The organism is Bacillus sp. CCNWLW194 (assembly GCF_037120585.1).
Lineage (GTDB): Bacteria > Bacillota > Bacilli > Bacillales > Bacillaceae_G > Bacillus_A > Bacillus_A basilensis.
On sequence record NZ_JBBBBL010000006.1, the window covers coordinates 104,219 to 129,203 of the forward strand.

The window sequence follows — 24,985 nt, forward strand, 5'->3', positions numbered from 1 at the left end:
TTAAACAGCCGCATGAGCTGCAATTTTTGAAATAATCGTTTGAAGTTTTTGATCTTCTTCTTCAGTTAATCCGAGTCTCGGATAACGCGAAAGTCCCCCAGCTTGCCCGTGTAATTCCATTGAGCGTTTCACGATTTGCACATACTTTCCTGATCCTTCAAGAAACTCGCAAAGAGGTAAAATAGCGTCGTTTATTTCCCAAGCTTTTTCTAATTCACCATTATGAAAATGCTCATACATTTTCGTAACAAGTCCCGGTACGATATTTCCTGCTACTGAAACCCATCCCGTTGCACCAACTAAATAAGATTCCATAACTAAATCTTCAGATCCACAGAAGACTTGAAAAGCACCTTCGCCTTGTCTTACTAAATCTCTCGCTTTTCGAATATCTCCGCTAGATTCTTTAATATGTGTAACATTTTCACAGTCTTTTCCAATACGTAGCATGAGTTCTGTACTCATATCAACACCAGATGTAAACGGGTTATTGTACAACATAATTGGTATATTTACAGCGTTTGAGATTTCTTTAAAGTGAAAATAAATTTCCTCTTCTTTCGGTTTACAATAGTACGAGTTAATAATTAATGCACAATCTGCTCCATGCGCTTCTGCATGTTTTGTATATTCAATCGCTTCTTTCGTCGTTTCTGCTGCAGTTCCAACAATAACTGGAATACGACCATCAACTTCTTTTAATACTGTTTCTACCATTTTAAATCGCTCTTCTTTTGATAAACTAACAAACTCTCCTGTACTTCCATTAATAATAATGCCAGCCACTTTTTGCTCAATAAAGTAGTTTACGTTTTGTTTTACACCGTTCCAATTAATCTCTTGAAACTCATCCATCGGTGTGATTAATACTGGAAATGCCCCTTTAATTTTTTTCATATGTATCTCTCCCTCTCATATTTTATTTTAATAAAAATCCTGATGGAAACGGATCTGTAGAATCTAATAGAAACGTCTGCATACCTGTAATAAATCCTCTACTTTCAAAACGGAAAATGTAACCTTTTTCTTCCTTCTTCACTTTTTCAACTGTTATAAAACTATTAAATATACTTTCATTTATAAAAGGTTTATCCACTGTATAATCATTTTTAAATAACGCATGAACATAAGACACAATAGTAGAAACAAAACCTGGTGAACGTACGATAAAGTTATCTTCATGAAATGTAATCGACTTTATATGGTTCTTTTCTTTTTGCGTGGAATCTACTAAAATTAGTCTTTTTATTAACGACTGTTTTTGTATAGTTTGAAGTGTAGCTTCTCCCCATTTTTTCAATTCAGAAATGTTTTCAATACGAATTTCTGGCGAATACATATCCTTTTCTACAACTGCATATACTTTATCTGCCTGAATGAGAGAGTAACTTATATTATCAGCTTGTAAATTTTGCTCAATCACATAACATAGTTTACTTTCAAAAGAAACAGATACAACTTCATCATTCTCTACATACGCATGGACTACAAATATGCCAGATAACGTTTCTATTTTGTATTGATTCGTCTCTCTCTTTTTTAAATACCCGCTTTCTAGTAACATCGTTATTACTGCCACAATGCCTCCATAATGAAGCGGAATGGATCCTTCATGATTAAAAAATAATACAGCTGCATCGACTTCCGTATGAATAGAAGGAACGACAATACATCCATTTAAACCGATAAAACCACGTGGTTCATTTAATAAGAGCTTCATTTCTTCTGCTAATTCACCTGAAAATTGCTCGTTTAATTGTTCCAAACTGGAGTAGTATTTGCATGGTACATCTTTCATTACACGAAATGCTTCACCATTTACATGTACGTCTACTGCCGTATACATTTTTTGAATGTTCATTTTACATCCTCCGTTTCATGTTCCATCGGCGGAATTAGCAAAAAGCCTTCTTTAAGTGGGTCCTTTTCATTGTAAAAAAATCTGTGCATCCCCATAAGCCAAGCTGAACCGGTAATTTTCGTTACGACAGCTTCAATATTTTTTACAAATGTCGTATTTATGACACAGCCTTTAAATAGAGAGCCCACGATACTCTCATGAATAAACTCTTCATCCATTTCGATTTTTTGATTTGCGTATAATACAGCTAACTTCGCTGATGTTCCTGTACCACATGGAGATCGATCAATTCCTCCTGGTGGAACAACAACTGTATTTTTCACATGTGCACTTTCATGAGTAGGATCTGTATAAAATTCAATGTGCGTTAATCCTCGTATAAACGAATACTCTGGATGAATGATTTCAAATTTCTCATTAATTGTATTTCTTATAAGAATCGCTTTATTGATGATTGTAGATGCGTTTTCTGGTACTAACTCTAACTCTACTGATTTCGCATCGATAATGGCATAAAAATTCCCGCCATATGCAATATCAGCCTCTACAGTTCCAATGTCTTCGACGTCTACAGTAATATTTTTCAGTAAAAAAGCTGGTATGTTACAAAAGGAGACTTCTCTCGCTTTTCCATCTTGAACAGAAATATTTACTTCAACTAAACCGGCTGGCGTATCTAACTTTAAAGAAGTAATCGGTTCAACTACCGAAATTAAACCTGATTCAATTAAAGCTGTACATACACCAATTGTATCGTGACCACACATTGGTAAATATCCACCTGTCTCTATGTAAATAACACCAATGTCTGCTTCAGGATGACATGGATCTGTTAATAGTGCTCCTGACATTACATCATGACCACGCGGTTCATTCATTAACAATTTACGAATCCAGTCATACTCCTTTTTCATATGTAACATCTTCTCTGCCATCGTCTCTCCACTTAACTTAGGCAGTCCACTAATCAATGTTCTCGTTGGATTCCCTCCTGTATGTGTATCAATCGTTGTAAAAACTCTTTGTGACCTCATCCGTTTAACACCCTTTCTGTAAAACGACTCAAACGAAGTGGTTCAATAGGAATGATTGTTTCTTTTTCATTTAATAACTCTTCAACCACTTTCCCAGTAACTGCTGCAAGACTAATGCCATCCCCTTCATGTCCTGCTGCAATAAAGTAGTTCGGGATATGTTCCACACGTGAAATGATCGGCAAATGATCTTCTGTCCACGGGCGTAATCCAGCATATGAACGAATCACCATCATATCCGCCATTTTCGGATAAAAACGAATTGCTCTGTTCGCAATACATTTAATAACCTCGTTATTTATCCTTGTATGAAACCCTACAAACTCTCTACTACTACCAATTAAAAAATTTTGGCTTTCTGTCGGCTCAAATACTAGAGCTACCCCATATTTTTCAGTTAAAGCATCCACTTTTCTTTTTCCACCAAATTTAGAGATTAAATAACCAAATTCCATTACTTTACGACAGCCAACGTGTTCTTGCCTTGAAGCTACAATAATATGCCCTTTTCTCGGCTCAATTGGTATATTCACATCTAACATTTTTCCGATTTTCGGAGCCCACACACCAGCTGCGTTCACCACTTGCTTTGCATTAAACGTCCCATTTGTCGTTTCTACAATAAAGGAACCGTCTATATCTCTTTTCATTTCTTTTACTTCCGTAAGATTAAAAGCTTTCGTACCATATTTCTTCGATTCTGCAAGAAGTGAAAAAGCAAGAAGATATGGATTTACAGTCGAATCCGTTGCGCATTCTAACCCGCCTAATAAATCATCTGCGAAAAATGGTGATTCTTCTCTTATATCTTGCCTATCGAGCATTCGAAACGGTAATCCAGCTTCTTTTTGCCGATTTACCCATCGCTGCGCAGCTTCCATTTCTTCGTCTGACTCACATACGAGAATACTTCCTGGTGCCCTATATTCAAATGAATGCTCTAACTCTTCGCTTAAATCAGTTACTAACTTTTGACTTACTAACGACATTTGACTATCAAACCCTGGGTCTTTATCAATAGCCAACATATTCCCGTCACACCGTGAAGACGTCCCACTGACAAATTCTCCTTTTTCAATGATTGTTACGTCTCTTCCGTATTTTGAAGTGTAATAAGCGATAGAACATCCTATTATTCCACCACCTATAATTAAAACGTCGCAGTGTCTCACAAAATACTCCTCCTTCCCCTAAACCTCTCACTTTCTTTTATGCAATTGACGTGCCAACTCTACATATATACACTTTTTATAAATTTAAAATATTTTTATTTGTAAAAATATTTTAAATTTATCGTAAATAGGTGTATTATTTTTTTATCACTGTCAAAATTTTTATACATAACAGGAGGACAATATGGCATTCTCATTTCCCACAATAAAAGAATTTCTAAAAACTTTATCCATTGATCGTACATACAGCATGCACCCCATTGAACAAGTTGACGAAAAATTTTATTACCGACCTTCTACTACAGAAATATATAACTGCGCAGTTATATATGAAGATGACTCATTCACCACTTTAATTAACGCGTTTTCCAATGAACTAGTCGTTATCATAATGAATGGAAATAAAGATCCTTTATGTTGTATAACGGTTCAGCAAATCATTCCGTTTCTTGTTAAGTCTTACTATGAACTACAATCTTTTTATAACACCGTAATACAAACTACTGATTCTTCTGTTACAGTCATCGATGATAAAGAACGTGTTCGTACTTGGACAGATGGCGCCGAAAAGATTTTTTCAGTCAAGCATACTGAAATTATTGGACAACCTATCACTCGTTTTTTTGACTATAAAGATTTGGAAATTTTGCAATCATTACATGACGGAAAAAGTATAATCGCTCAGTTCCATCAGCCTCGGCCAGATTTGTTCGTATTAATCAATTCAAACCCAGTCTACTGTAACGATGAAATTATCGGAGCGGTCGTCTCAGAGACTGATGTGACAAACCAAGTTGCTTTAAATGAAAAACTATTTAATATGTCACATGAAATGCACCGTTTAGAACAAGAAGTAGCAAAGTATAAAGATGAATCCGATCCTTTTCTTGCAATGAATGGAAAAAGCCCTGTTATACAAAGAACAATACAATTAGCTAGAAAGGTTTGTTCGGTGAAATCAACTGTTTTAATACTCGGCGAAAGTGGTGTTGGAAAAGAAGTATTTGCGAAAGCAATTCATGAAGCAAGTGAGGCAGCGAAGGCACCTTTTATTTCGATTAACTGCGGTGCCATTCCAGAGGCGTTATTTGAAAGCGAATTATTCGGGTATGAGCGTGGGGCTTTTTCTGGTGCAAATAGTAAAGGAAAAAAGGGTAAAATAGAGCTCGCGCAAGGCGGTACATTATTCCTTGATGAAATTGGAGAAATGCCGCTCGATATGCAAGTAAAACTTTTGCGCGTACTACAAGAACGAAAATATTACCGAGTTGGTGGAGAAAAGGAGATTAATATTGATTTCCGTATTATCGCTGCAACAAATCGTGATTTACAAGAAGAAATGAGAAAAGGTACGTTCCGAGAAGATTTATACTATCGCCTCAATGTAGTTAGCTTGCATATTCCACCGCTACGCGAAAGACGCGAAGATATTATCGAATTAACATACTCTTTCTTAAACGATTTTTCAATCAACTATAACAGACCAATTCGCGACTTACCTTCCAGTATTATGCATGAACTACTTCATTACAATTGGCCTGGTAATATTCGCGAGCTTCGTAACGTTGTTGAAAGACTTGTCGTATTTGCGACTGACGGTATTATAAAACAAGAATATTTACCATTTCATACAACTGAAACGTTAGACGACCATGCAGCTCATTCCCTATTGCTCAGCAACAATAATACAATTCTCTCTTTGCAAGAAGAGATGGATGAACATGAGAAAAAAGTCATTGAGAGGGCTTTACGCATTTTGAATGGGAATAAATTAGAATGCGCGAAACAGCTTGGTGTTACGAGAGCCACTTTATATAACCGTTTAAAAAAACTTGGGTTACAATAAAACATCACTCCTCTATATTGGCATAGTTTTTGCATTAAATAATTTGTGCAAACCGAACTAGAGGAGGAATACATATGACGAATAAAGATCACTTAATTGTTTGTCGATGTGAAGAAGTTACATACGGTCAACTTCAATCGACAATCGCTGAATATAAATGCTCGGCAAGAGAATTAAAACTAAGAACACGTGCTGGCATGGGATTTTGCGGTGGCCGCACATGTAGAATGATGATAGATCGAATGATCGAAAGTGCAAATCCCGACGTAACTACTAATGAAATCCCATTAAAATATCAACCACCAGTGCGCGCAGTTACTTTTGGATCGGTAGGTGAAAGTAAATGAGTAGAATTACAAATCACCCTATTTTAGGGAGTTTAAATAGTAATAAGCACATTACTTTCCAATTTAATGGTCAACAATACGAAGCATATGAACATGAAACGATTGCGGCCGCTTTACTTGCAAACGGAATAAGAACATTAAGAGTGCATGAAGATAGCGGGACGCCACGAGGTATTTACTGTAATATCGGACATTGTTCTGAATGCCGCGTCACCGTAAACAATCAAGCAAACGTACGAGCATGCTTAACTGTTGTAGAAAAAGATATGATTGTTGATAGTGGTAAACAGCATCCAAATATCGTAAGAGAGATGGTGAAAAAGCGATGAGTGATGTCATAATTATCGGAGCCGGACCAGCGGGTTTATCAGCCTCTATCTCTTGTGCTCGTTTTGGACTAAATGTACTTGTTATTGATGAATTTATGAAACCTGGCGGAAGATTGTTAGGACAATTGCATCAAGAGCCTTCTGGAGAATGGTGGAACGGAATAGAAGAATCGAAGCGACTTCGTGAAGAAGCAGAATCACTTTCAGTTGATATACGATGCGGTATTTCCGTCTACAATTTAGATAAAGATGAAAATTCTTGGTTCGTACATACGAATATCGGTACGTTAGAAGCATCGTTCGTTTTACTTGCTACTGGCGCTGCTGAGTACTCTATCCCCCTCCCTGGTTGGACACTTCCAGGAGTGATGTCGATTGGGGCAGCCCAAGTAATGACAAATGTTCATCGCGTTCAAGTTGGAAAAAAAGGAGTAATTATTGGTGCTAACATTTTGTCATTCGCTATCTTAAATGAATTACAATTAGCGGGCATTAAAGTTGAGCATATCGTACTTCCTGAAAAAAGTGAATTAAGTCGAAAGGCTGGTGAACCAGAAGAAGTTTTAAATTCTCTATTACATGCTGCACACCTTGCCCCGTCACCTTTATTACGTATAGGTAGTAAATTAATGAAATATAATTGGGCTAAACAAGCTGGATTAACCTTCTATCCAAACAGTGGAATGAAAATAAACGGCACACGTCTTCATCTTCGAAAAGCAGCACTTGAAATTATCGGAACAGATCAAGTTGAAGGTGTACGCGTTGCTAATATTGATACGAAAGGGAACATCATCACTGGATCGGAACAAATATATCAGGCAGACTTCGTTTGTATTGCCGGCGGCTTATACCCTCTTGCTGAGCTAGCCGCTGTAGCTGGCTGTCCGTTCCGTTACATTCTGGAATTAGGCGGACACGTTCCTCTCCATTCCGAAACAATGGAAACTCCTCTTCCGGGTTTATTTGTAGCCGGCAATATAACTGGCATTGAAAGCGGGAAAATCGCAATGGCACAAGGAACTGTTGCTGGATATTCAATTGTAAAACAAGCAAATAAAAAATCCCATTCGGTTGAACAACAGTTGCAACAAGCGATCCAACATGTACATGCTGTACGTCAACAGGCTGCCATTCAATTTAACCCGATGATTGATGTCGGTAGGCGCAAAATGAATGAAATTTGGCGTGATTATTCCCTTGCATATGCACATACTAAAAAGAGCTGCTGAGATTACTCTCAACAGCTCTTTTTCCTACTCATCTGAGTTATGAAATTTTGCTAATGCGTAAATACCTTCTTCATCATCTAATTCAAGTTGTAATCTTGCCGCAAATGAATTGACATTATATTCTCTGTCAAGCAATAAGCGTAGTGCTTCGATTAAGTTCGCTTGGATTAAAATTTGCTGGCGACCATTTACCTCTACTTCAGCAGAGAATCCGTAGTCATCGTCATACATGAGTTCAACTAAAACTTCTTCTGGACCAACTTGTCTTTTTTCAGCGATATATACGCAAAGCGCATTGATAAGTTCTTGTTCAGAAATTTTTATTGTTTCCATGCTACTTCATCTGCCTTTTTCTTACGTTGATCTTTGAAGTATTTAAATGCACGAATTGCTAACATTACGATACCAGCCATTACTAACATATTTACCATAAACGCTAATACAGAACCAAGAGCTCCCATATTTGCAAATAAGCTACCCATTAGTAAACCACCAAGACCACCTAGTAATAAACCTTTCATAAAGCTTCCTTTATTACTTTTTGGTGCTGTGTTTGTTGCTTTTGTTTTTGAATCTGGAGTCGTTTTTTGAGAATTTACATTTGAATCTTTTTTGTTTAAATCAACTTTTGATTTTTGACCTGAACTTGGTGTAAATGATTTTTTACCAGATTTGTAACTTTTCGCTGCCGCATGATCTACGAACATAAAGCTACTAGCCCCAAAAATCACCATGAATGCTGTCATTACTGCTACAAGTTTTTTCAACATATTATATCCATTCTCCTTTTATATAGATATATGTGAAATCTACCTTTCTAGTAAATTCAGAATGATAGATTTATTTTTAAGAACATTTAAAGGTTCTTATGAACTCATTATATGAACTTTTGTCGAAATATGCAAGTATTATTTACTTCCAACAGTTTAGTGACAAAGGAAAAATTAAGCAAAACTGAATTGACTTTAAATGAAACAAAACATATTATAAGTTCATAAGAACTTTTTATTATTTTGGAGGTGAAAAGATGGAAACATTTCATCTCACACGAAACGAAATGGCAACCCTCCTTCTATCATTAAGAGGATGGAATACGAAAAAGCCTCTCGGTATTTTACAAGAAGCTTGGGCAAAGTCACATAAAAAAGATATTGAAAGCGGACAAAGCGTAACTGCTTTTATTACTACCGCACTTTCACCTATTTTCGAAAAACTGATTAAAATTGACGATACAGACGTCGGTTTTTCTTTAAATGAAATAGTCGCGCTTGGCAATCAGATCGAAAACACAAGTTTCTCTGTAACTGCTATGCAAAACTGGGTGAAACGAGATATAAAAGAAATGATTGGCTCTCCTCAAAAAGGGAAAAAATATTCAATTGAACAAGCAGCCTTACTATTCATTGTCGAAGATTTAAAAACAGCACTTGATTTTGAATCCATTCGTAAGCTATTACGCCTAATCGTTAATGACCCAGCTGATCGAAGTGATGATTTAATCAATCCTGTTCATTTATATGTAGCATACTCTTCTCTATTTGAAGAACTTAACCAAGGGAACTGCTTACAACTAAATGCAACAGATACAGTTCATACAATTGAAAATATCGTAAAAGAAAAAGCTGATAAAATCGCAAGCAAGTTCGATCAAATTAATAACGAGCAACGCGAAGCAATTCGTAACGCCATTATTATAGCGACATTATCTGTGCATACCGCTTATGTACAAATGCTAGCGAAACGTTACGTAACAGCAACGTTATTTTTACAGAACTTAGATGTGAAGCCATAAAAAATAGGAGCAGAAATGCTCCTATTTTTTTATGAGAAATTTTTAATAATCCTTTCATTATCTCTTCAAAAAAACTGGGCTTATTTCCTTTACTATAATACTTATGAGAGACATAAAAGAATTGAAATAGCAATCCTTTATATAAATAAGGTATAATCTACATATAGTTAATCTTTTATATTATTAAATAAAAGATTAACCTATTCAAAAATTCATAAACTAGAAGGTGCAACAAATGGTAAGTAGTTTTATTCATTCAGTATTAACATTTTTTGAAGGATTAGGTTATTGGGGCATTATGCTTGGACTTATGATTGAGATTATCCCAAGTGAAATTGTCCTTGCTTATGCAGGATACTTAGTTTTCAATGGTAGTATCTCATTTTTAGGTGCAGTTGTATTTGGTACAATTGGCGGTGTTATTGCTCAAATCTTTATTTATTGGATTGGACGATACGGTGGACGCCCTATTTTAGAACGTTACGGAAAATATATTTTCATACATAAAAAACAAATAGACGCTGCTGAAGATTGGTTTAATCGTTACGGAACTGGCGTAATTTTCACAGCGCGCTTCATTCCAGTAGTACGCCATGCGATTTCAATTCCTGCTGGTATTACAAAAATGCCCTTACTACGTTTCACTACATTAACAGCACTTGCGATCATCCCCTGGTCTATCATTTTCATTTATTTAGGTGAAAAACTAGGTGAAAACTGGGAGAATATTAATGATATTGCTGGACCGTATGTGAAATCATTCACAATCGGTGGTGTTGTACTTATCCTTTTATACTTTGTCATTAAAAAATGGACAAAAAAACGTAAAAATATTGCTTAAAATCCCAAATAAAAACCGCTATACATTCATTCAGAATTATAGCGGTTTTTATTATATGCTTGATTATACATTAGAAATTGCATTATTTCTTCTTTGTGCTTTAAGTCATGTTGAATGAGTGATGAAAAGTAATTATTTAATCTCACTTTTTTAGTGCCAAATTGGTAGTCATTATCAAAATATTGGGTAGGAATTCGCTCAATTTGATCTACTAATTTTTTACGAGTAACACTAAATTGATCTAATAGTTCTTCTTTTGAAATACCAGATCTCGCATATTTCATTGCTCCCTTATTCATTTCCTCAACATCTATTGGAACATTTGGTACAGATTGTCCACTTATAAAGTATGGAATTCTATGCTTTATTAAAAACACATCCCAAACAATAAAATGTGAAATCACATCTGCAATTCCCCATGAACCTTTTCTAAAAGATTCAAACCATACATCATGAGTTACACACTTAAATGTTTGGCACCATTCTATTAAACTTAACTTTTCTTCCAGAATACTTTCTTTCTCCATAATTCATTCCTTCCTCGTTCACACTTATAACCGATTCATATATAACTTCTAGAAACTACATAAAAAACCTCCAACTTAAGATTTACGTGGAAAAGCAACAATTCACTCATTGATTTCGTATATTATCTCAAAAAGGAGTGATTTCCCTATGCATTGGCAACAAAAGCTACCGTACTTAATTGGACGCCCTATAGGCATTTCCTTTATCAATGGGCAAGGAACTTCTGGTGTATTATGTTCAGCACATGATGGTCAATTATATGTTTATGAATACCTTTACCAAGCTCAGTTCGCAATGAAGCATTATGATTTTAGACAAATTCAAGATATACATGCATTCCCGAATTGTCCACATCAAAATCCTCTGTACTAAAAAAGGAACAGCTTATAGCCGTTCCTTTTTCTCTTAACTTATTTCTCATTATAAAAGTTTTGCACTGCTTCATCAAAGTAAATCCAGCCTTTCCAACCTAAATGAATTGTATCCTTTAAGAAATACTTATCATATTCATGGCCAGAGAAATCGACTACTGGATATCCTGCTTTCTCAACTTGTTCCCGAACTTTTTTATAATACACTTCTCGGCGTTCTTTAGGGAAACCAGCGTAATCATACCATGGTCCATTTACAGGTACAGAAATAAAGAGCGGCTTAACATTTTTCTCTTTAAAAATATTTAAAACAATTTGCAAGTCATCATATTCTGGTGATTCTTCATATGATTCATTCGCTCTAAAGTTTTTTAATCCTTTTAATTTTTTCTTTAAATTATGTTTATAGTAGTATGGATTTTCAATTCCAAATGTATTTGTAGTAGACTCCGCTTCCCCTTCTTGTTCCGCATGTTTACGTGCATCTACCCAAGAAATTGAACGTAGTCCCACATTTGTCTTTTCTTTCATCGGCTCAATCTTAAATAAAGAGTTAAATAAATCTCTATGATCTAAAATATTTCGATGCATATAAGCAAGTGGTTTTACTAAACCTGCTTTTATGTTATGTTTTGTATCATTATACACAATACCTTCTAATGAATTTTTTAATATATCATCTTCTTGAACAACTTTATAATCTAATAGTCGTTTCGCAATTTGCTTCTGCATTTCTACCTTTATTTTATCATTAAAAATAAAATGATATGCCTGTTGCTTTGAGAAATTGTTAGTAAAATCCCCTTGTGATACCCCTGTCTTTGTAAACCACTGTGGTGATAGAACAAAGACTACCTTTTTACCTTCTAATTCATCCATTGTAGACGTCATATTTAATATGTGAGCTAAACTTTGTGTACCGCCAATCCCGATTAAATATGGTGTAAAACCCGCGGGATTTACTTTAAAGTAATTAGACGGATGGTATGCATCCATTCGTAAAAATTCAGATGAACCGTACATCGGTAAATACTGCGAATTCTCTAACATTTTCCGCTGCAAGAAAACACCTTGTAACTTTTCTTTTTGTAAGGAAGTTGCCGCATCTTCTACTTTCTTATCACTAATAATTGATACTAAACTTTTTGATGGGATTAGTACGATAATGAAAAAAAGCACAAATGCTAAAATTATGGGACCAAAAGCATGCTTCATTTTCATTTTTTGTTCCTCTTTCTATCGCGATTAAATTGTAACCCTTGTTTTTGACACGTCATTTTTTTCTCCTTTTTCTCTATACATGTTCCATTCTATTTATCTATTATATACATGTATGTATTTCTTTCCTTGTTCTATAAAGCTCTATATAAATAGCGCAAGAAAATGTTTCCATAGAAACACGTTAATTATACAAGATTCTACATATATTTCACACTGGAATTTTACTAATAATTTTATTTTTAAGACATGAAAAAAATATATAATGTCTACAATCCATCAGGTGATATATTAAATTTAAAATGAGATAATATACGTCCACTATACTCAACATCATGCTTATATGCAAAACCTCGCTTTCTGTTCTAACTCCCCATATTCACCAAATCTTGTTACTCCTTCGACCATCGGAGCTTGCTTATGTATAGATTTAGCTGCTTTATCTACTGATTTAGCAAATTTATTTACACTTTACAGTTTTTTATAACAAATAAACCACTTAGACAAGTGTCCAAGTAGTTGGGTATATTAATTATTATTATATTCAGCTTTCTTATGATACTCTCTTTGATATTCGTTATCTACTAAATACTAAGAAATTTAAACAGGCGTGTATTAGCAAAGATCTCAATCATTTTGACCACAGTAGAAAGGAGACGCTATAGTATCTCCTCTGTATTTCTACTCTTTTCAATTCAGTATCATATAGTAGTAGATAAGTCGAATTTAGAAAAAACTATCTGATATACATAGAACCAGGTACAGACATTAAATAATAGAAAAAGACTCCGATTATTCCACTAGTAAAAATAATAAACCCCATATTGCGTATGCCTTTAATTTTTGACTGTAAACCTATAAACCCTGATAGTAGCCCAGTTAAAGAAAATAGGATCCAGTATAGCTCGGTTGGGATATCAAGATATTGACTACCCTCAACGCCCAGCCCCCAAAAAATATAAGGCAGTACGACAAAGGAAACACTGAGTAATCCCATAATACTCACGAGTAGTTTATGATATTTGACCCCTGTTATTATTAAATAAATCCCACCCGCAAATCCGCATAATACGAGATAGGGTGTGTATAGTATCCAAAGAAGACTTAAGATGAGCATATGTAAGTTCCTCCTATTTATTTTGGGTCATTGTAGTCTATTGATTTTCTGAATCTGCTGCTAATTTTTCAAGGTGACCGAGTGCGTCTTCTAAATCAAACGAGTTAAACCAACGATAATCTTGTTTATCTAAAATACGGTAATGCTGACTAATTAGATTTTGTTGTAAACGATAGTTACCTTTTTCTTGAATTTGTTTCCACCAGACTTTTCCTCCCAGTGTTTTCTGTTTGGCGTTGTTCATGCTTTTATGTGCTAAAGTTGTAATGACTACTAATGGATCATCTCCTAAACTAGACTGTAAAACCTCGCTATCCCTAAACAATGCACAAATTGCTACGGTATTCGTCCATCCTGCATTTGTTCGTCCCTTCTCAATTTGAACAAGCGTTTTTTTTGAAATACCAAGAACTTCAGCCATTTTATCCTGTGTGTATCCTTTTTCCGTACGAATTAACTTTATTTTTGTTGATATGAGTTCGATTGTAAGCTCTTTATTCAATTCCTCTACCTCCGAAAGTAACCTATGTGTTATTTAGTGTAATTTTACACTATTTCTAATTTGTTATCAACCCATTCTCTTTACGTTCCCTTTTGTCATTTCAATGTAATGAAATCAATTCCCATTTACTATCTTCACCCTAGAAATTATTCTTTTTACACTCATAGCCTCTATTGCATATTGAATGGAAGCCCTTGCTGCTTCTGATGCGTATCAATTCCCCCGATATTCTGGATTAAATAAATACATAATTTCTATTTCACACGCTTCATTTACCTTTCTTAAACAAAAACACCCTAAAATTTTTCCAATTTTACTATTAAATAACAACCATACCCCGAGGTTATAGTTGTCCGATATAATCATTTTCTTCTTCTTTTGACATTCCTCTTGATTAAGCAAGTCATTTGCCAACAGCTTCTTTCTTTAATATGTTATAAAATTGATCAACATTTTCTATAATTGATTTCCTCATGAACAATCTTTTTGTACCTATTACTTTCTTTTCTACCAACATAAACATCATGTCCCTCCAATCTCTGTTTACAGACTAGTAATTTATAACACGAGCTATTTATTTAACTTTAAATAAGAAAAACAGACTACCACACACGTGGAGTCTGTTTACTCATCCTTTATTTTTGTACATCTGCCCACTTTAAACTTGTTGCTGGACCGAATTGATGTACATATAAATCTTTCACATACGGCTTTTGTAAGTATGATAATCCACGCTGGAATACAGGTGCAATTACTGCATCATCCAGTAGCATTTTTTCAGCATCTTGCAGTGCTTTCCAGCGAGCTTTTTCATCATTACCTAATTCTGTTTTAATCTTCTTAATTAACGCATCATATTCCGGGTTTGCATATTCTGTATTATTCACACTACTTCCAGAAAGGAATACTTCTAAGTAAGTCATTGGATCTGGATAATCCGGTAACCAGCGTGATAACGACATTTCATATTCTTTCTTCTTCTCAAGTGCTAATTTTTGCGTATGTGGTTGTAATTTCACATTCACTTTTAATCCTGGTAAGTTTTTCTCAAGCTGCTCTTTAATGTACTCTCCAACTTTTTTAAAGTTTTCTAAGTCATAATTTAATAGTTCTAACGTCACTTCATTTGTACCTGTCTCTTGTTTTGCTTTCTCCCAATATTCCTTCGCCTGTTTTACATTTGTCTTATTAAACTCACCAGCCGTACTTCTAAAATCTTTCTTATCTGGGCCTTTTAAAAATCCTTTTGGTACGTAATAGTTCGCTGCAACCGATCCATCATTTAAAAATGAATCTGCGAGTCCCTTCTTATCAAAAACTGTACTTAGCGCAAGACGTGCATTTTTATTTTTAAGAATCGGTACATTTTCATTAAATCGAAAGAAGTACATAACTGGATCTGTATATTGTTTTAACTCTGTATTATTTTTATATTTATCTACAAATTCTGTAGAAATAACAGCTCTATCAACTTTATCTGTTTCATATAAATTTACCGCCGTTGAAATTTCTTTTACAATTTGATAGTTTACTTCATCTAACTTTACTTCTTTTTTATCCCAATACTTATCGTTTTTCTTCATTGTAAAGCTAGCTTCATGCTTCCAATCAGATAATGTAAATGGTCCATTGTATACTGCTTTATTTGCTTCTAAACCGTATTTATCGCCTTGCTCTTTCGCATATTTTTCGTTAATTGGATAGAAGGACGGTAAAATAAGTAGTTTCGTAAAATACGGTACAGGATGTTCTAACTCTACAACGAACGTTTTATCATCCGTCGCTTTCACTCCTAATTCCTCTAACCCTAGTTGTTTCTTATTTATTTTCTCCGCATTTTTCACATCGTATGCAATGTATGCATATTGAGAAGCCGTATCTGGATTAATAAGTTGTTTCCAAGCATATACGTAATCTTGCGCTGTTACTGGATCTCCGTTAGACCATTTCGCATCACGTAAGTGGAATGTATATGTTTTTCCATCTTTACTAACTTCATATTTTTGTGCTCCAGCCTCAATCACTTCATCATTCTTCGATAAGCGAAATAATCCTTCCATTACGTTATTTAAAACGTTAAATGATACTGCATCTGTTACTTTCCCTGAATTTAACGACGGAATTTCACCCGTTTCTAGTAACTGTAATACTTTCTTCTCATCTTTCGGCTTTGTCGTTGTTTTTTCTTTTGCGCAGCCAACTAAAATTGAAGAAACTAATAGAGTACTAACTAATGAGTAACGCACAACTTTTTTCATTTGAAAACCCCCTCTATTTTTTAAGGTAAGTAACGACGAGCACCAGCGTATTCTTCTATATATCCAGGTGTATTTAGCGGTATAATCTCTACTGATCTTTCAGCTCTTGGTGAGTGAATCATATTTCCATCACCAATATACATCCCCACATGATGAACACTTCCTTTTCCTTGATCATGTGCAAAAAAGATTAAATCTCCTTTTTGTAAATGTTCTTTATCAACTGCAACTCCATTTCTCGATTGCGGACCAGAATCTCGTGGAATTGTAATACCATGCGATTTATAAATTGTATGTGTAAATCCAGAGCAATCAAATCCAAAACCACTTGTACCAGCCCATATATACGGTAATCCTAAAAACATTTTCCCTGTGTTTATTAAATCATCAGCCGCCGGAGTTGGAATATCATTTTGAGAACGGTAAACCGCTCCGTCATTTTTTCGTAACCATGCCTTTTGACCATTTGGCAACAACACGCGGTATGAAATTGAATCTTCACTTAATAGTGGTAAACGCGTATTGTAGCTGACTTCAAGCGATTTATGTTTTTCAGAAGGATTAATGTATAAAATCGCTGTCGGTTTCGTTACTAATACGAAAGGTTCATTTGTTTTATCTGCAAATTCTTGATTATATGTTAATTGTTTTTCAGGCATCCATCCTGGGTAACCTTCTTCATTTCGCGGTGTTGGTTGACCATGTACTAACACTTTCACCCAATCACCTTTTTTATCAACAACCGTTACTTCTTGACCGAGTAGCGCTTGCGTTTCTAATTTATTTGCATTTGTTAACCAAAGTTTCTCGTCAAGTGTCATCGATTTCGTCCACTTCCACAAATCAACTGGATTTGTAGCGCTCGGCACATCAATTGGCCGTAATGAATCAGGTGCAGTCCAAAGTGTTGCGGCAGATACATCGATAAACGCTTTACTATCTTTCTTCTCTTCAGCATTTGCTGATGTAAACGATGAAAATATAAATAAAGTTGTTAAAAATGCAGTTCCTACTTTTTTCATAAATATCCCCCTTAAAAGGTAGTTTACTAGTCTCTTCTCCTAAGATTTACTATTCACTGTCGATTGAAGGTTTACCTTTGAGCCCGAATAAGTCATTCCTTCCGGCTCTTCCATTAACCAAAGTGGCGCATCAAGATCGAAATAATGAATATTAGGATGAGCTGCTGCCAAATGTGCAACAGCGCTAACAGAAAGAGAAGATTCCATCATGCTCCCCACCATACATTTCACACCAGCTGCTTCTGCTATATCTGCAATACGCCACGCTTCCCGAATGCCACCACATTTCATTAATTTAATATTGATTAAGTCTGCATATCTTCCTTGCACGATTTTCAATGCATCACTGGCTGAAAATATGCTTTCATCTGCCATAATAGGCGTTTGCACATTGTCTTTGACGTACTTTAACCCATCCCAATCTTTCGCATGAACAGGTTGTTCAATAAATTCGATATTTAAATTACGATTCTCCATTTCTTTAATGATAGAAACCGCTTCTTTTGGATTCCATCCTTGATTTGCATCTAATCGTAACGTCGTATTTTTTGGTACACTATTTCGAATCGCTTCAATACGTTCTAAATCTAAATGAACAGATTTCCCCACTTTAATTTTCAAAGTTTGAAACCCTTTTTCTACATGTTTCTTTGCCTCTTTTGCCATAACGAAAGGCTCATCTACACTCACCGTAATATCTGTATGAATTTCTTTCTTCCCGCCTAATAGTGCGTAAAGTGGAACGTTTTGAAATTGACAATACACATCATATAAAGCGATATCTACCGCCGCTTTCGCACTTGGATTTCCAATACAACTCATTTGTATGTGCTGTAGTAACTGCTGAAACTGAATGATATCTTGACCAATTAAACTTGAACGCATCGGCCCTAAAATTGCTTCTTCAATCCCGTTAGCAAAATCTCCCGTAATAACTGGTGTTGCGGCTGCAGCACCCTTGCCAACAATCCCTTCATCTGTATGAATATATACATCTATACTTTCTATTTCGGTTACAGTACGAAGCGCTGTTTTAAACGGTGTATGGAGATTTACACGTCTACGATTTACTTTTACATCGGTAATTTTCATTTTGTTCATCCTTTCGTTGTCTGGTAAAATGGAACCTTAATTCTCAATTATTTTGGAGCAATCCATCTCCTCTTTCACTTACTTTTCATGTAGAAGGTTAATGGAAAATAAAAAAATCCAGCCATAAGAAGATTCTTACGGCTGGATTTTGTCTATGAATGGGTAGACAAAGCAGCGATTTGATTATATTTTTTCTGTGCATCTTTTAATGCTACAAGTAATGCCTTTTGAGATGAACCGAAATAACGATCTTTTATTTCCATTACTAACGCTGGGTCATTAATATTTTTATGTAGAAATAAATATTTAACGAATTGAGATGTTAATGCAATTGTCGCTGAGCAATCTGCATCTACAATTTCCCCAGTCTCCTTAACAAGTACAAACGCTACAAAATAGCTTTTAAACTTTTCGGTAATGGGATTATTTTGAGGTGCTTTCGCATCCCCTACGACATAAATTGTATTTGAAGCGTACACAGCTCTCTTCCTTTCTAATACGGGATAACGGTTTTCTTAATAGTCGTATGAGTGATAAACTCAACATTGATTAAAAAATGTATCCGCTTACCTTATATTATAATATAATTGACAGAATTTTAACAACATTTATTTCGGTATATATTCCATAATTATAAAAACAGCTCAAACTCTTCATTTTTACAATATGTGATTGTTTCTTGTACCATGCCATTCATACATGAAAAAACAGCTAGCTATCACTAACTGTTTTATTACACTACTTCGGCAATACAAATATAGTTTCATTGGACTTAGAAAATTGATATTCTTTTCTCGCAAACTTCAAAATTTCTTCCTCATCGTCTGTTAAATTTTCTATGTTAGTCTTTAAAGAAGCCTGATCTTTTTCTAAAGAAACCAATTGTTTTTTTTGATTCGTTATTGTATCTTGTTTTTCAACAATTATTTCTTGTTGTTTCGTTAAAATAAATTGAACGTACAAAGTAGCCGCCGCAATAAATATAAACATGAGTATAAATCGCCTTAGTTTTTTCTTATTAATTGCTCGATTCTCATTAGACTGTGATAGTTGTTCTTGCATATTAGGAACATTTATTCGCTTGAGTTTCCTCATTATGAAATCCCCCTAACACATATATTTTCACTACCATCGGCATGATCTCTTACTATCTATAATTCTATTCTTATAAAATAAGCTCCTTCACAAAAATATCTCACAAATTAACCAATTAAAGATAGCATTCGACGACATTTCCATATTTATATTGCATTTTTTTATGTATGCTGACATAAAATAGTAGTTTCTGTTAATCTTTTTCTATTATTGTAGAAGAGTTTTTTTACATACAAAATTTCTCCTTGTAACATGCTTACAAGGAGAAATTTTGTAATATCAACTGGTGGTAAATCTTCAATATGTATTATTGATTACTTTATATTCCTGTTAAAATATCAGTTTACATAATAATATTATCAATCTACTTTCTATCTTTTGTTTTAGATATTTAAATTTTCTTTTAAAATAACAATAATCACGTTTAATATGGAGGAGAAATTATGTTACAAGTAATGCCTTTAAATAGTGAAGACTATGATTTAATTAAAGCTGCTGAAAAAGTAATCGAAAAAAACTATAAATATGGCCGTCATCATATCGGTTCAGCTGTAAGAACTAAAACAGGTAATATTTATGCAGCAGTACATGTTGAAGCCAATGTTGGAAGAATAACAGTATGTGGCGAAGCTATGGCAATCGGAAAATCTATTCCAGAAGGTGATCATGAATTTGATACCATTGTAGCAGTCGCTCGCCCACATCCTCATGAAGATATTGAAAAATGTTGGGTTGTTGCTCCATGTGGTATGTGTCGAGAATTAATAAGTGATTACGGAAAAAATACGAACGTTATACTTTCTTATAATGATGAACTTGTAAAATGTAACGTAATGGAATTATTACCTGAAAAGTATACAAGTGAAGTAGAATAATCATTCCAGTTTTCCATTCATCAAATAATATTATTCCAATAAAAAAACAATCCGTTTTAAAAACGGATTGTTTTTTTATTTCTGTTTTATGCAGTTTATTTTATTTTTCTATTTTTAAAAATGACTAAATTATAATTAACAAAAACAAAATTAAAATATTTAAGTTTACCTCGTTTCGCATTTTTCATTTGAAAACAAAAATATAATTTATCCTTACATTCGATAAATGTTAATATAAACCCTCTAAAATCAGTAGTCTTATCATACCAATCTATAACAATTCTGTCTTCTGCCCTTACCTGTTTCCTTTAACACATATGATTTTAATACAAGCGCCGTTAATGAATCCGTTAATGTTTTATATGATAAATTAGATAATGCCAATAGATCGTTCGTATATAACATTCTATGCTTCTCTAATAATAATAGTACTAATCGTTCAGACGGTTTTAATGCCTCATCACTTTCTAGTATAAAGTCTATATTTTTCATTTCTCTAATTATTACTCCTTATATAAAAAAATACTTACACAACTAATTTAATATAAAAATAATACACAACAAAATTTGAAATATATTAAAATATCATTGTTTTAAAACACTATTATACTATAACATAGAAAAAGCATTTCCCGAAATAGGAAATGCTTTTTTATATTGCTTATAGGATTCTTCAAACCCTACATTATATTTCAAATACTGATCCGTACAATCCCCTTCATACTTCTCTGATTATCCAAAAGTATTTGTAATAAATCAAATTCTACTAAAATGATTTAAACAAATAAAAGCGGTTAGTCATTCATGTTTAGAGCATGAATAACTAACCGCTTTCCAGCTTCTTCCCCAATAGCATATTCTACCTTAAATATTTCTCGCAATATGCGGCTTACTGTAATGACTTGTTCCACCGCCACCTACTACTACTTTACCGCCTTTTTCGAAAATTAATAATTTACTTGAACCATCTGCAAGAAGTACTATTACTTCAGCATTATTACTTGTTGCTACATAAATTACATAGCCACTTTTTGAAATACACGTTTCCCAATTCGCATCAAATTCTGATCTTACTACACGATTTGAATACACTTGATTTTCAATTCTATCTTGTTCTACGTTTTCCAAATTGATTCCTCCCACTTCACTAAAATAACATTTTCAAGAAACTATCAGCCCTATATAAAATAGTAGCTGACTTTAACATAAATAGTATATGTAGTTAGTAGCAGAATGCTTGGACAATAAAAACGTAACAACATGTAAGGATTTCACAATTAAAACAAGACAGTCGATAGTGTACCGACTGCCTTGTTTTAATAGATCGTTCTTTATTTTTCGTTACGCACAGCTTCAAAAGTAAACATTTGATCTGCATTTGACGGTTCTTTTTCATAAACATAGTCAGCAAAGCACGTAATGTTTGAGAAACCTATACTTTCTAAAAGAAGTCTAAACTCTTCTACTCCATACCAACGTATCGCAAAGCGTTGCAATTCTGTTTGTACTAATTGTCCTCTACTCCATTTTTCATATTTTAAATATGATAAAGTAACTTGGTTCAGCCAATCTATTTCAATTGATTTATTTTCTAAAGTAATTCCATCTCCGTTCGGCAAAGAAAAAGTCGATGTATGAATTCCCCCCGTCTTCCAGTCATGCGGAAGCATAATATCTACGATTAATCGTCCGCCTGGCTTAAGGTGTTCATAAAAACATTTCAATGCGTTTATAGCATCCTCACGATTTTCAATTAAACAAAAAGATCCAGTAGGAATGATAATTGCCTCATATTTATGCGGTAGTGAAAATTGTTGTAAGCTTCCTTCATATAAATTAGGTTGCAAGCCTCTCTCTTTACATCGTATACGGCACGATTCTAGCATTTCAGGTGAATAGTCAATCCCATCAACTGTAAAACCAGCTTCAAGAAGTGGGATGATGACTCGCCCTGATCCTACTGCTGCTTCGAGAATTCTTCCTCTACAATTTTTTAAACGTTCTTGGTAATACTCAATATCACCATTTAAAGAATAACCGACAGGCTTTGTGTAATCATAAAGTTCCGTGCAAAGTGTACTATAAAAACTAAACATTTATTTTCTCCTCCGTTTTTTACGTACGGAAGATTTTAATTCAATTAATCTTCCTGTACCTTTATTTTTAATGAAAATTCAAAAGAGCTGACTGTCATAATATATCACTCGCTTTCCATAGAATATAATCATATTGTATAATATTTCCTTTAAAATAAAAATGTAAATAATGAAAATTCATACTTTTTTCTAAAAGGGGGATACGATGAATTCATTAATTATATTTTTTTACTTCTTATTACTTTTAATACTCTAATTTTCTTTATAGCAAAGAAGTATAAGCGAATATGGAAAATAGCCAGTTGCATTTTCATTCTTTCTTCCCCCATTGTTTTCTTCACCACTTTGCACGTAATTGGTGAAAAAGTAGGAGATGGATTCGCTGGAGGTTTTGCTGGGCTTACTTTTAGTGGCCTATTGATCATGAATGCAATTTTTTTATTTGTTGTAAGCATTTTTGTATCTACCAATAAAAATTCCTAATAAACTCCCCTTTCAAAATGTAAAGAGCTTACTATGCGGTAAGCTCTTTATTCATAACTATTTATTTTACAATGGGCAATGTCACTTCACTTAATTTCACTGTCAGCTTCGTGCCCGCTTTCGGTCTAATTGTATAATCATAATCACTAGCAATTAAAACGACCCCAATTTGATGCCCCGCTTTAAATACATAATCATCTGGCTGCATGTCCCATGTAAATGTATAATCTTTGCCTGGTTGAATCGCTGTTGAATTTTCTATACTCTTTAAGTTTTGTGGATCTATCCACCCTCTCGTTACAACCTCTGGCTTCGCTCCTCCATAATCAACAAGTAGAGCAGTTAAATTTGATACAGACCGATCAATATTTCCTGTAATTGAAATCTTTGGTGTTCCGCTTATACGCGTATCTTTTTGCAGTACAGGCATTGTATACACTAATCGATTTGCTACATCTAATTCTGGGTTTGCTACTAATTGGTTTGATTTCATTTTTGCATCATCTATGAATGAAAACACCTTATTAACAGAACCTATACTTAATGGTAAATTAACTGCTTTATTACTTAAATACATACGAACTTTTGACGGCACAGCTGATGGATCCGGCCAATTTTTTATTTTATCCCAAGTTTTATTTTCACGTTGTACATCGATCATCGGTTCATTCATAATGCCATTTTCAATTCCATACAACCAATAATCGAACCATTTATTTTGTGTTCTTTGCCAGTCATTCGTTGATGTTCCACCATGTCCCCCTTGATGTAACCACATTTTACGAGGGACATCATTCTCTCCAAGCGCATCCCACCATTGCGCAAACTGCTTCGTCTTTACATTCCAATCATTTAAACCATGAACAACAAATACACTCGCTTTTACGTTTTTAGCATCTTTTACATAATTACGTTTATCCCAAAAAGCATTATAATTACCAGTTTTTCGGTCCTGTCCAGTTGTTAGCTCTTTTATTACTTGTCCACAAACTTCAGGATTTTCCCTTGTTAATACTGCTTCTGCCATATTATCTGTATCTTCTCCTTGGTATCCACCTGGCGCAATGACTGCACCGTTTGCACGATAATAATCATACCAACTACTAATCGCTGCAATTGGAATAATCGTTTTTAACCCTTCAACGCCTGTCGTCGCAACTGCATTTGGTAACGTACCATTATAAGAAACTCCTGTCATACCTACATTTCCAGTAGACCAGTTAGCATTTACTTCTTTCCCATCTTCTGTATATGCCTTCGCACGCCCGTTCACCCAATCAACAACAGATTTCGTCCCTAGTATTTCTTGCTCATCCCCAGTCGTCGGACATCCATCCGATTTCCCAGTTCCAATACTTTCACCTAAAATGACTGCATAGCCTCTTGGCACATAATAATTTCCGTATGAACCAAGATTAACAGCTCCATACGGTTTCCCTTCATACGCATACAATTCTTCATCTACATTATATACAGGAACATCTTTTAAGCCTGATCGATATGGACTCATTTCATAAATAACGGGAACTTTCACATTCGAATCTGTTTTTGGACGCATAACTTTTACCGATACTCGATCCTTTTTTCCATCTCGATCACTATCAACTTCTGTTTCTACAAATAAATTTTCAATAATTGCTTCATCAAGCGAATAAATCGGTTTTGTCATCCCATTTTCTAATTCAATTTTTGTGTTTGATTGTAACACTTCTGAAACTTTTCCATTTAACTTCACGTCATTCTCATTTATGTAGTTTGTTTCTTTATTGTCTGCATACGCAGTCATGCTAGAAACTCCTGACGTAATTGATAAAGATAATATTGCTGATAATGTTGCTATTTTCTTTTTCCCCATACTCTTTCCTCCCCATATA

The 24,985-nt window shown here is 34.4% G+C and carries 27 protein-coding genes and 2 pseudogenes; 9 read left to right on the plus strand and 20 right to left on the minus strand.

The window, feature by feature from the left end:
- Genes dapA through V7S50_RS15370 form a run of 4 tightly spaced genes read right to left on the minus strand, consistent with a single transcriptional unit; the run spans position 1 to position 4,067 of the window.
- Positions 1 to 897, minus strand: a complete 897-nt coding sequence (gene dapA / locus V7S50_RS15355; RefSeq protein ID WP_242252986.1) for a 4-hydroxy-tetrahydrodipicolinate synthase — start codon at positions 895 to 897, stop codon at positions 1 to 3.
- Between the two features lie 22 nt (positions 898 to 919).
- Positions 920 to 1,861, minus strand: a complete 942-nt coding sequence (locus tag V7S50_RS15360) for a proline racemase family protein (protein WP_242252985.1) — start codon at positions 1,859 to 1,861, stop codon at positions 920 to 922.
- Positions 1,858 to 2,895, minus strand: coding sequence for a proline racemase family protein (locus V7S50_RS15365; protein ID WP_242252984.1), 1,038 nt, complete (start codon positions 2,893 to 2,895; stop codon positions 1,858 to 1,860). Before V7S50_RS15365 ends, V7S50_RS15360 begins: the two co-directional genes overlap by 4 nt.
- Complete coding sequence (locus V7S50_RS15370; RefSeq protein ID WP_242252983.1) at positions 2,892 to 4,067, minus strand: NAD(P)/FAD-dependent oxidoreductase; 1,176 nt, start codon at positions 4,065 to 4,067, stop codon at positions 2,892 to 2,894. The genes V7S50_RS15365 and V7S50_RS15370 overlap by 4 nt, the downstream gene beginning before the upstream one ends.
- A 184-nt stretch (positions 4,068 to 4,251) precedes the next feature.
- Between V7S50_RS15370 and V7S50_RS15375 the strand changes: the two genes are divergently transcribed.
- From V7S50_RS15375 to V7S50_RS15390, 4 genes are all read left to right on the plus strand, one after another.
- Positions 4,252 to 5,913 carry a sigma-54 interaction domain-containing protein gene (locus tag V7S50_RS15375; RefSeq protein ID WP_063221476.1) on the plus strand — a complete coding sequence of 554 codons (1,662 nt, stop codon included), beginning with the start codon at positions 4,252 to 4,254 and terminating at the stop codon, positions 5,911 to 5,913.
- Positions 5,914 to 5,987: 74 nt separating this feature from the next.
- Complete coding sequence (locus tag V7S50_RS15380) at positions 5,988 to 6,260, plus strand: (2Fe-2S)-binding protein (RefSeq protein ID WP_063221477.1); 273 nt, start codon at positions 5,988 to 5,990, stop codon at positions 6,258 to 6,260.
- Positions 6,257 to 6,589: a (2Fe-2S)-binding protein gene (locus V7S50_RS15385; protein ID WP_063221478.1), complete on the plus strand. Its 333-nt coding sequence runs from the start codon at positions 6,257 to 6,259 to the stop codon at positions 6,587 to 6,589. The genes V7S50_RS15380 and V7S50_RS15385 overlap by 4 nt, the downstream gene beginning before the upstream one ends.
- Positions 6,586 to 7,821 carry an NAD(P)/FAD-dependent oxidoreductase gene (locus tag V7S50_RS15390; RefSeq protein ID WP_242252982.1) on the plus strand — a complete coding sequence of 412 codons (1,236 nt, stop codon included), beginning with the start codon at positions 6,586 to 6,588 and terminating at the stop codon, positions 7,819 to 7,821. Before V7S50_RS15385 ends, V7S50_RS15390 begins: the two co-directional genes overlap by 4 nt.
- A 24-nt stretch (positions 7,822 to 7,845) precedes the next feature.
- Here the strand turns inward: V7S50_RS15390 and V7S50_RS15395 are convergent, their stop codons facing one another.
- Together V7S50_RS15395 and V7S50_RS15400 are read right to left on the minus strand one after the other, a co-directional pair.
- Entirely contained in the window at positions 7,846 to 8,154 is a 309-nt protein-coding gene (locus tag V7S50_RS15395) for a YxcD family protein (protein WP_242252981.1), read from the minus strand.
- Positions 8,142 to 8,591: a hypothetical protein gene (locus V7S50_RS15400; RefSeq protein ID WP_060631188.1), complete on the minus strand. Its 450-nt coding sequence runs from the start codon at positions 8,589 to 8,591 to the stop codon at positions 8,142 to 8,144. The genes V7S50_RS15395 and V7S50_RS15400 overlap by 13 nt, the downstream gene beginning before the upstream one ends.
- 257 nt (positions 8,592 to 8,848) lie before the next feature.
- Here V7S50_RS15400 and V7S50_RS15405 point away from each other — a divergent pair, with 257 nt between their 5' ends.
- Positions 8,849 to 9,613 carry a DUF1836 domain-containing protein gene (locus V7S50_RS15405; RefSeq protein WP_000447231.1) on the plus strand — a complete coding sequence of 255 codons (765 nt, stop codon included), beginning with the start codon at positions 8,849 to 8,851 and terminating at the stop codon, positions 9,611 to 9,613.
- Between the two features lie 235 nt (positions 9,614 to 9,848).
- Positions 9,849 to 10,454, plus strand: a complete 606-nt coding sequence (locus V7S50_RS15410; protein WP_336376454.1) for a DedA family protein — start codon at positions 9,849 to 9,851, stop codon at positions 10,452 to 10,454.
- Between the two features lie 26 nt (positions 10,455 to 10,480).
- Here the strand turns inward: V7S50_RS15410 and V7S50_RS15415 are convergent, their stop codons facing one another.
- A complete protein-coding gene (locus V7S50_RS15415) occupies positions 10,481 to 10,981 on the minus strand; it encodes a DinB family protein (protein WP_242252979.1) in 501 nt (166 codons plus the stop codon).
- Positions 10,982 to 11,129: 148 nt separating this feature from the next.
- On the opposite strand from V7S50_RS15415, the gene V7S50_RS15420 reads away from it, so the two are divergent.
- Positions 11,130 to 11,354 (plus strand): hypothetical protein, encoded by a 225-nt coding sequence (locus V7S50_RS15420; protein WP_063221483.1) that lies wholly within the window; start codon positions 11,130 to 11,132, stop codon positions 11,352 to 11,354.
- Between the two features lie 38 nt (positions 11,355 to 11,392).
- Here V7S50_RS15420 and dltD read toward each other — a convergent pair whose 3' ends face one another.
- The 9 genes and pseudogenes from dltD to V7S50_RS15465 all read right to left on the minus strand — a co-directional run bounded on the left by dltD (position 11,393) and on the right by V7S50_RS15465 (position 19,657).
- A complete protein-coding gene (gene dltD / locus V7S50_RS15425; protein ID WP_242252977.1) occupies positions 11,393 to 12,574 on the minus strand; it encodes a D-alanyl-lipoteichoic acid biosynthesis protein DltD in 1,182 nt (393 codons plus the stop codon).
- 733 nt (positions 12,575 to 13,307) lie between these two features.
- Complete coding sequence (locus V7S50_RS15430; protein ID WP_063221485.1) at positions 13,308 to 13,688, minus strand: hypothetical protein; 381 nt, start codon at positions 13,686 to 13,688, stop codon at positions 13,308 to 13,310.
- A gap of 37 nt (positions 13,689 to 13,725) precedes the next feature.
- Complete coding sequence (locus tag V7S50_RS15435; RefSeq protein WP_242252976.1) at positions 13,726 to 14,190, minus strand: helix-turn-helix transcriptional regulator; 465 nt, start codon at positions 14,188 to 14,190, stop codon at positions 13,726 to 13,728.
- Between the two features lie 117 nt (positions 14,191 to 14,307).
- Positions 14,308 to 14,707, minus strand: a pseudogene (locus V7S50_RS15440) (GNAT family N-acetyltransferase); the annotation flags it as partial.
- 118 nt (positions 14,708 to 14,825) lie between these two features.
- Positions 14,826 to 16,448 (minus strand): peptide ABC transporter substrate-binding protein, encoded by a 1,623-nt coding sequence (locus tag V7S50_RS15445; RefSeq protein ID WP_336376453.1) that lies wholly within the window; start codon positions 16,446 to 16,448, stop codon positions 14,826 to 14,828.
- Between the two features lie 20 nt (positions 16,449 to 16,468).
- The gene (locus tag V7S50_RS15450; protein WP_242252974.1) at positions 16,469 to 17,470 is read right to left on the minus strand and encodes a C40 family peptidase; all 1,002 of its coding nucleotides are present in this window, start codon (positions 17,468 to 17,470) and stop codon (positions 16,469 to 16,471) included.
- 39 nt (positions 17,471 to 17,509) lie between these two features.
- Positions 17,510 to 18,571 (minus strand): dipeptide epimerase, encoded by a 1,062-nt coding sequence (locus V7S50_RS15455; RefSeq protein ID WP_242252973.1) that lies wholly within the window; start codon positions 18,569 to 18,571, stop codon positions 17,510 to 17,512.
- A 143-nt stretch (positions 18,572 to 18,714) separates the two neighbouring features.
- Positions 18,715 to 19,041 carry a DUF3870 domain-containing protein gene (locus V7S50_RS15460; protein ID WP_000271324.1) on the minus strand — a complete coding sequence of 109 codons (327 nt, stop codon included), beginning with the start codon at positions 19,039 to 19,041 and terminating at the stop codon, positions 18,715 to 18,717.
- A 259-nt stretch (positions 19,042 to 19,300) separates the two neighbouring features.
- The gene (locus tag V7S50_RS15465; RefSeq protein WP_242252972.1) at positions 19,301 to 19,657 is read right to left on the minus strand and encodes an FtsB family cell division protein; all 357 of its coding nucleotides are present in this window, start codon (positions 19,655 to 19,657) and stop codon (positions 19,301 to 19,303) included.
- Between the two features lie 443 nt (positions 19,658 to 20,100).
- Here V7S50_RS15465 and V7S50_RS15470 point away from each other — a divergent pair, with 443 nt between their 5' ends.
- Positions 20,101 to 20,532 carry a cytidine deaminase gene (locus V7S50_RS15470; protein ID WP_242252971.1) on the plus strand — a complete coding sequence of 144 codons (432 nt, stop codon included), beginning with the start codon at positions 20,101 to 20,103 and terminating at the stop codon, positions 20,530 to 20,532.
- Between the two features lie 261 nt (positions 20,533 to 20,793).
- Here the strand turns inward: V7S50_RS15470 and V7S50_RS15475 are convergent, their stop codons facing one another.
- The 3 genes from V7S50_RS15475 to V7S50_RS15485 form a co-directional block, all read right to left on the minus strand.
- Positions 20,794 to 21,024 (minus strand): hypothetical protein, encoded by a 231-nt coding sequence (locus tag V7S50_RS15475; protein ID WP_000789031.1) that lies wholly within the window; start codon positions 21,022 to 21,024, stop codon positions 20,794 to 20,796.
- 372 nt (positions 21,025 to 21,396) lie between these two features.
- On the minus strand, positions 21,397 to 21,660 hold the full coding sequence (locus V7S50_RS15480; RefSeq protein WP_000432423.1) for a hypothetical protein: 264 nt from the start codon (positions 21,658 to 21,660) through the stop codon (positions 21,397 to 21,399).
- Positions 21,661 to 21,863: 203 nt separating this feature from the next.
- Complete coding sequence (locus tag V7S50_RS15485) at positions 21,864 to 22,628, minus strand: class I SAM-dependent methyltransferase (RefSeq protein ID WP_242252969.1); 765 nt, start codon at positions 22,626 to 22,628, stop codon at positions 21,864 to 21,866.
- A gap of 205 nt (positions 22,629 to 22,833) precedes the next feature.
- On the opposite strand from V7S50_RS15485, the pseudogene V7S50_RS15490 reads away from it, so the two are divergent.
- Positions 22,834 to 23,111: pseudogene (locus V7S50_RS15490) on the plus strand (hypothetical protein).
- 61 nt (positions 23,112 to 23,172) lie between these two features.
- On the opposite strand, the gene V7S50_RS15495 reads toward V7S50_RS15490, so the two are convergent.
- The gene (locus tag V7S50_RS15495) at positions 23,173 to 24,966 is read right to left on the minus strand and encodes a Xaa-Pro dipeptidyl-peptidase (protein ID WP_242252968.1); all 1,794 of its coding nucleotides are present in this window, start codon (positions 24,964 to 24,966) and stop codon (positions 23,173 to 23,175) included.
- Positions 24,967 to 24,985: the final 19 nt, after the last annotated feature.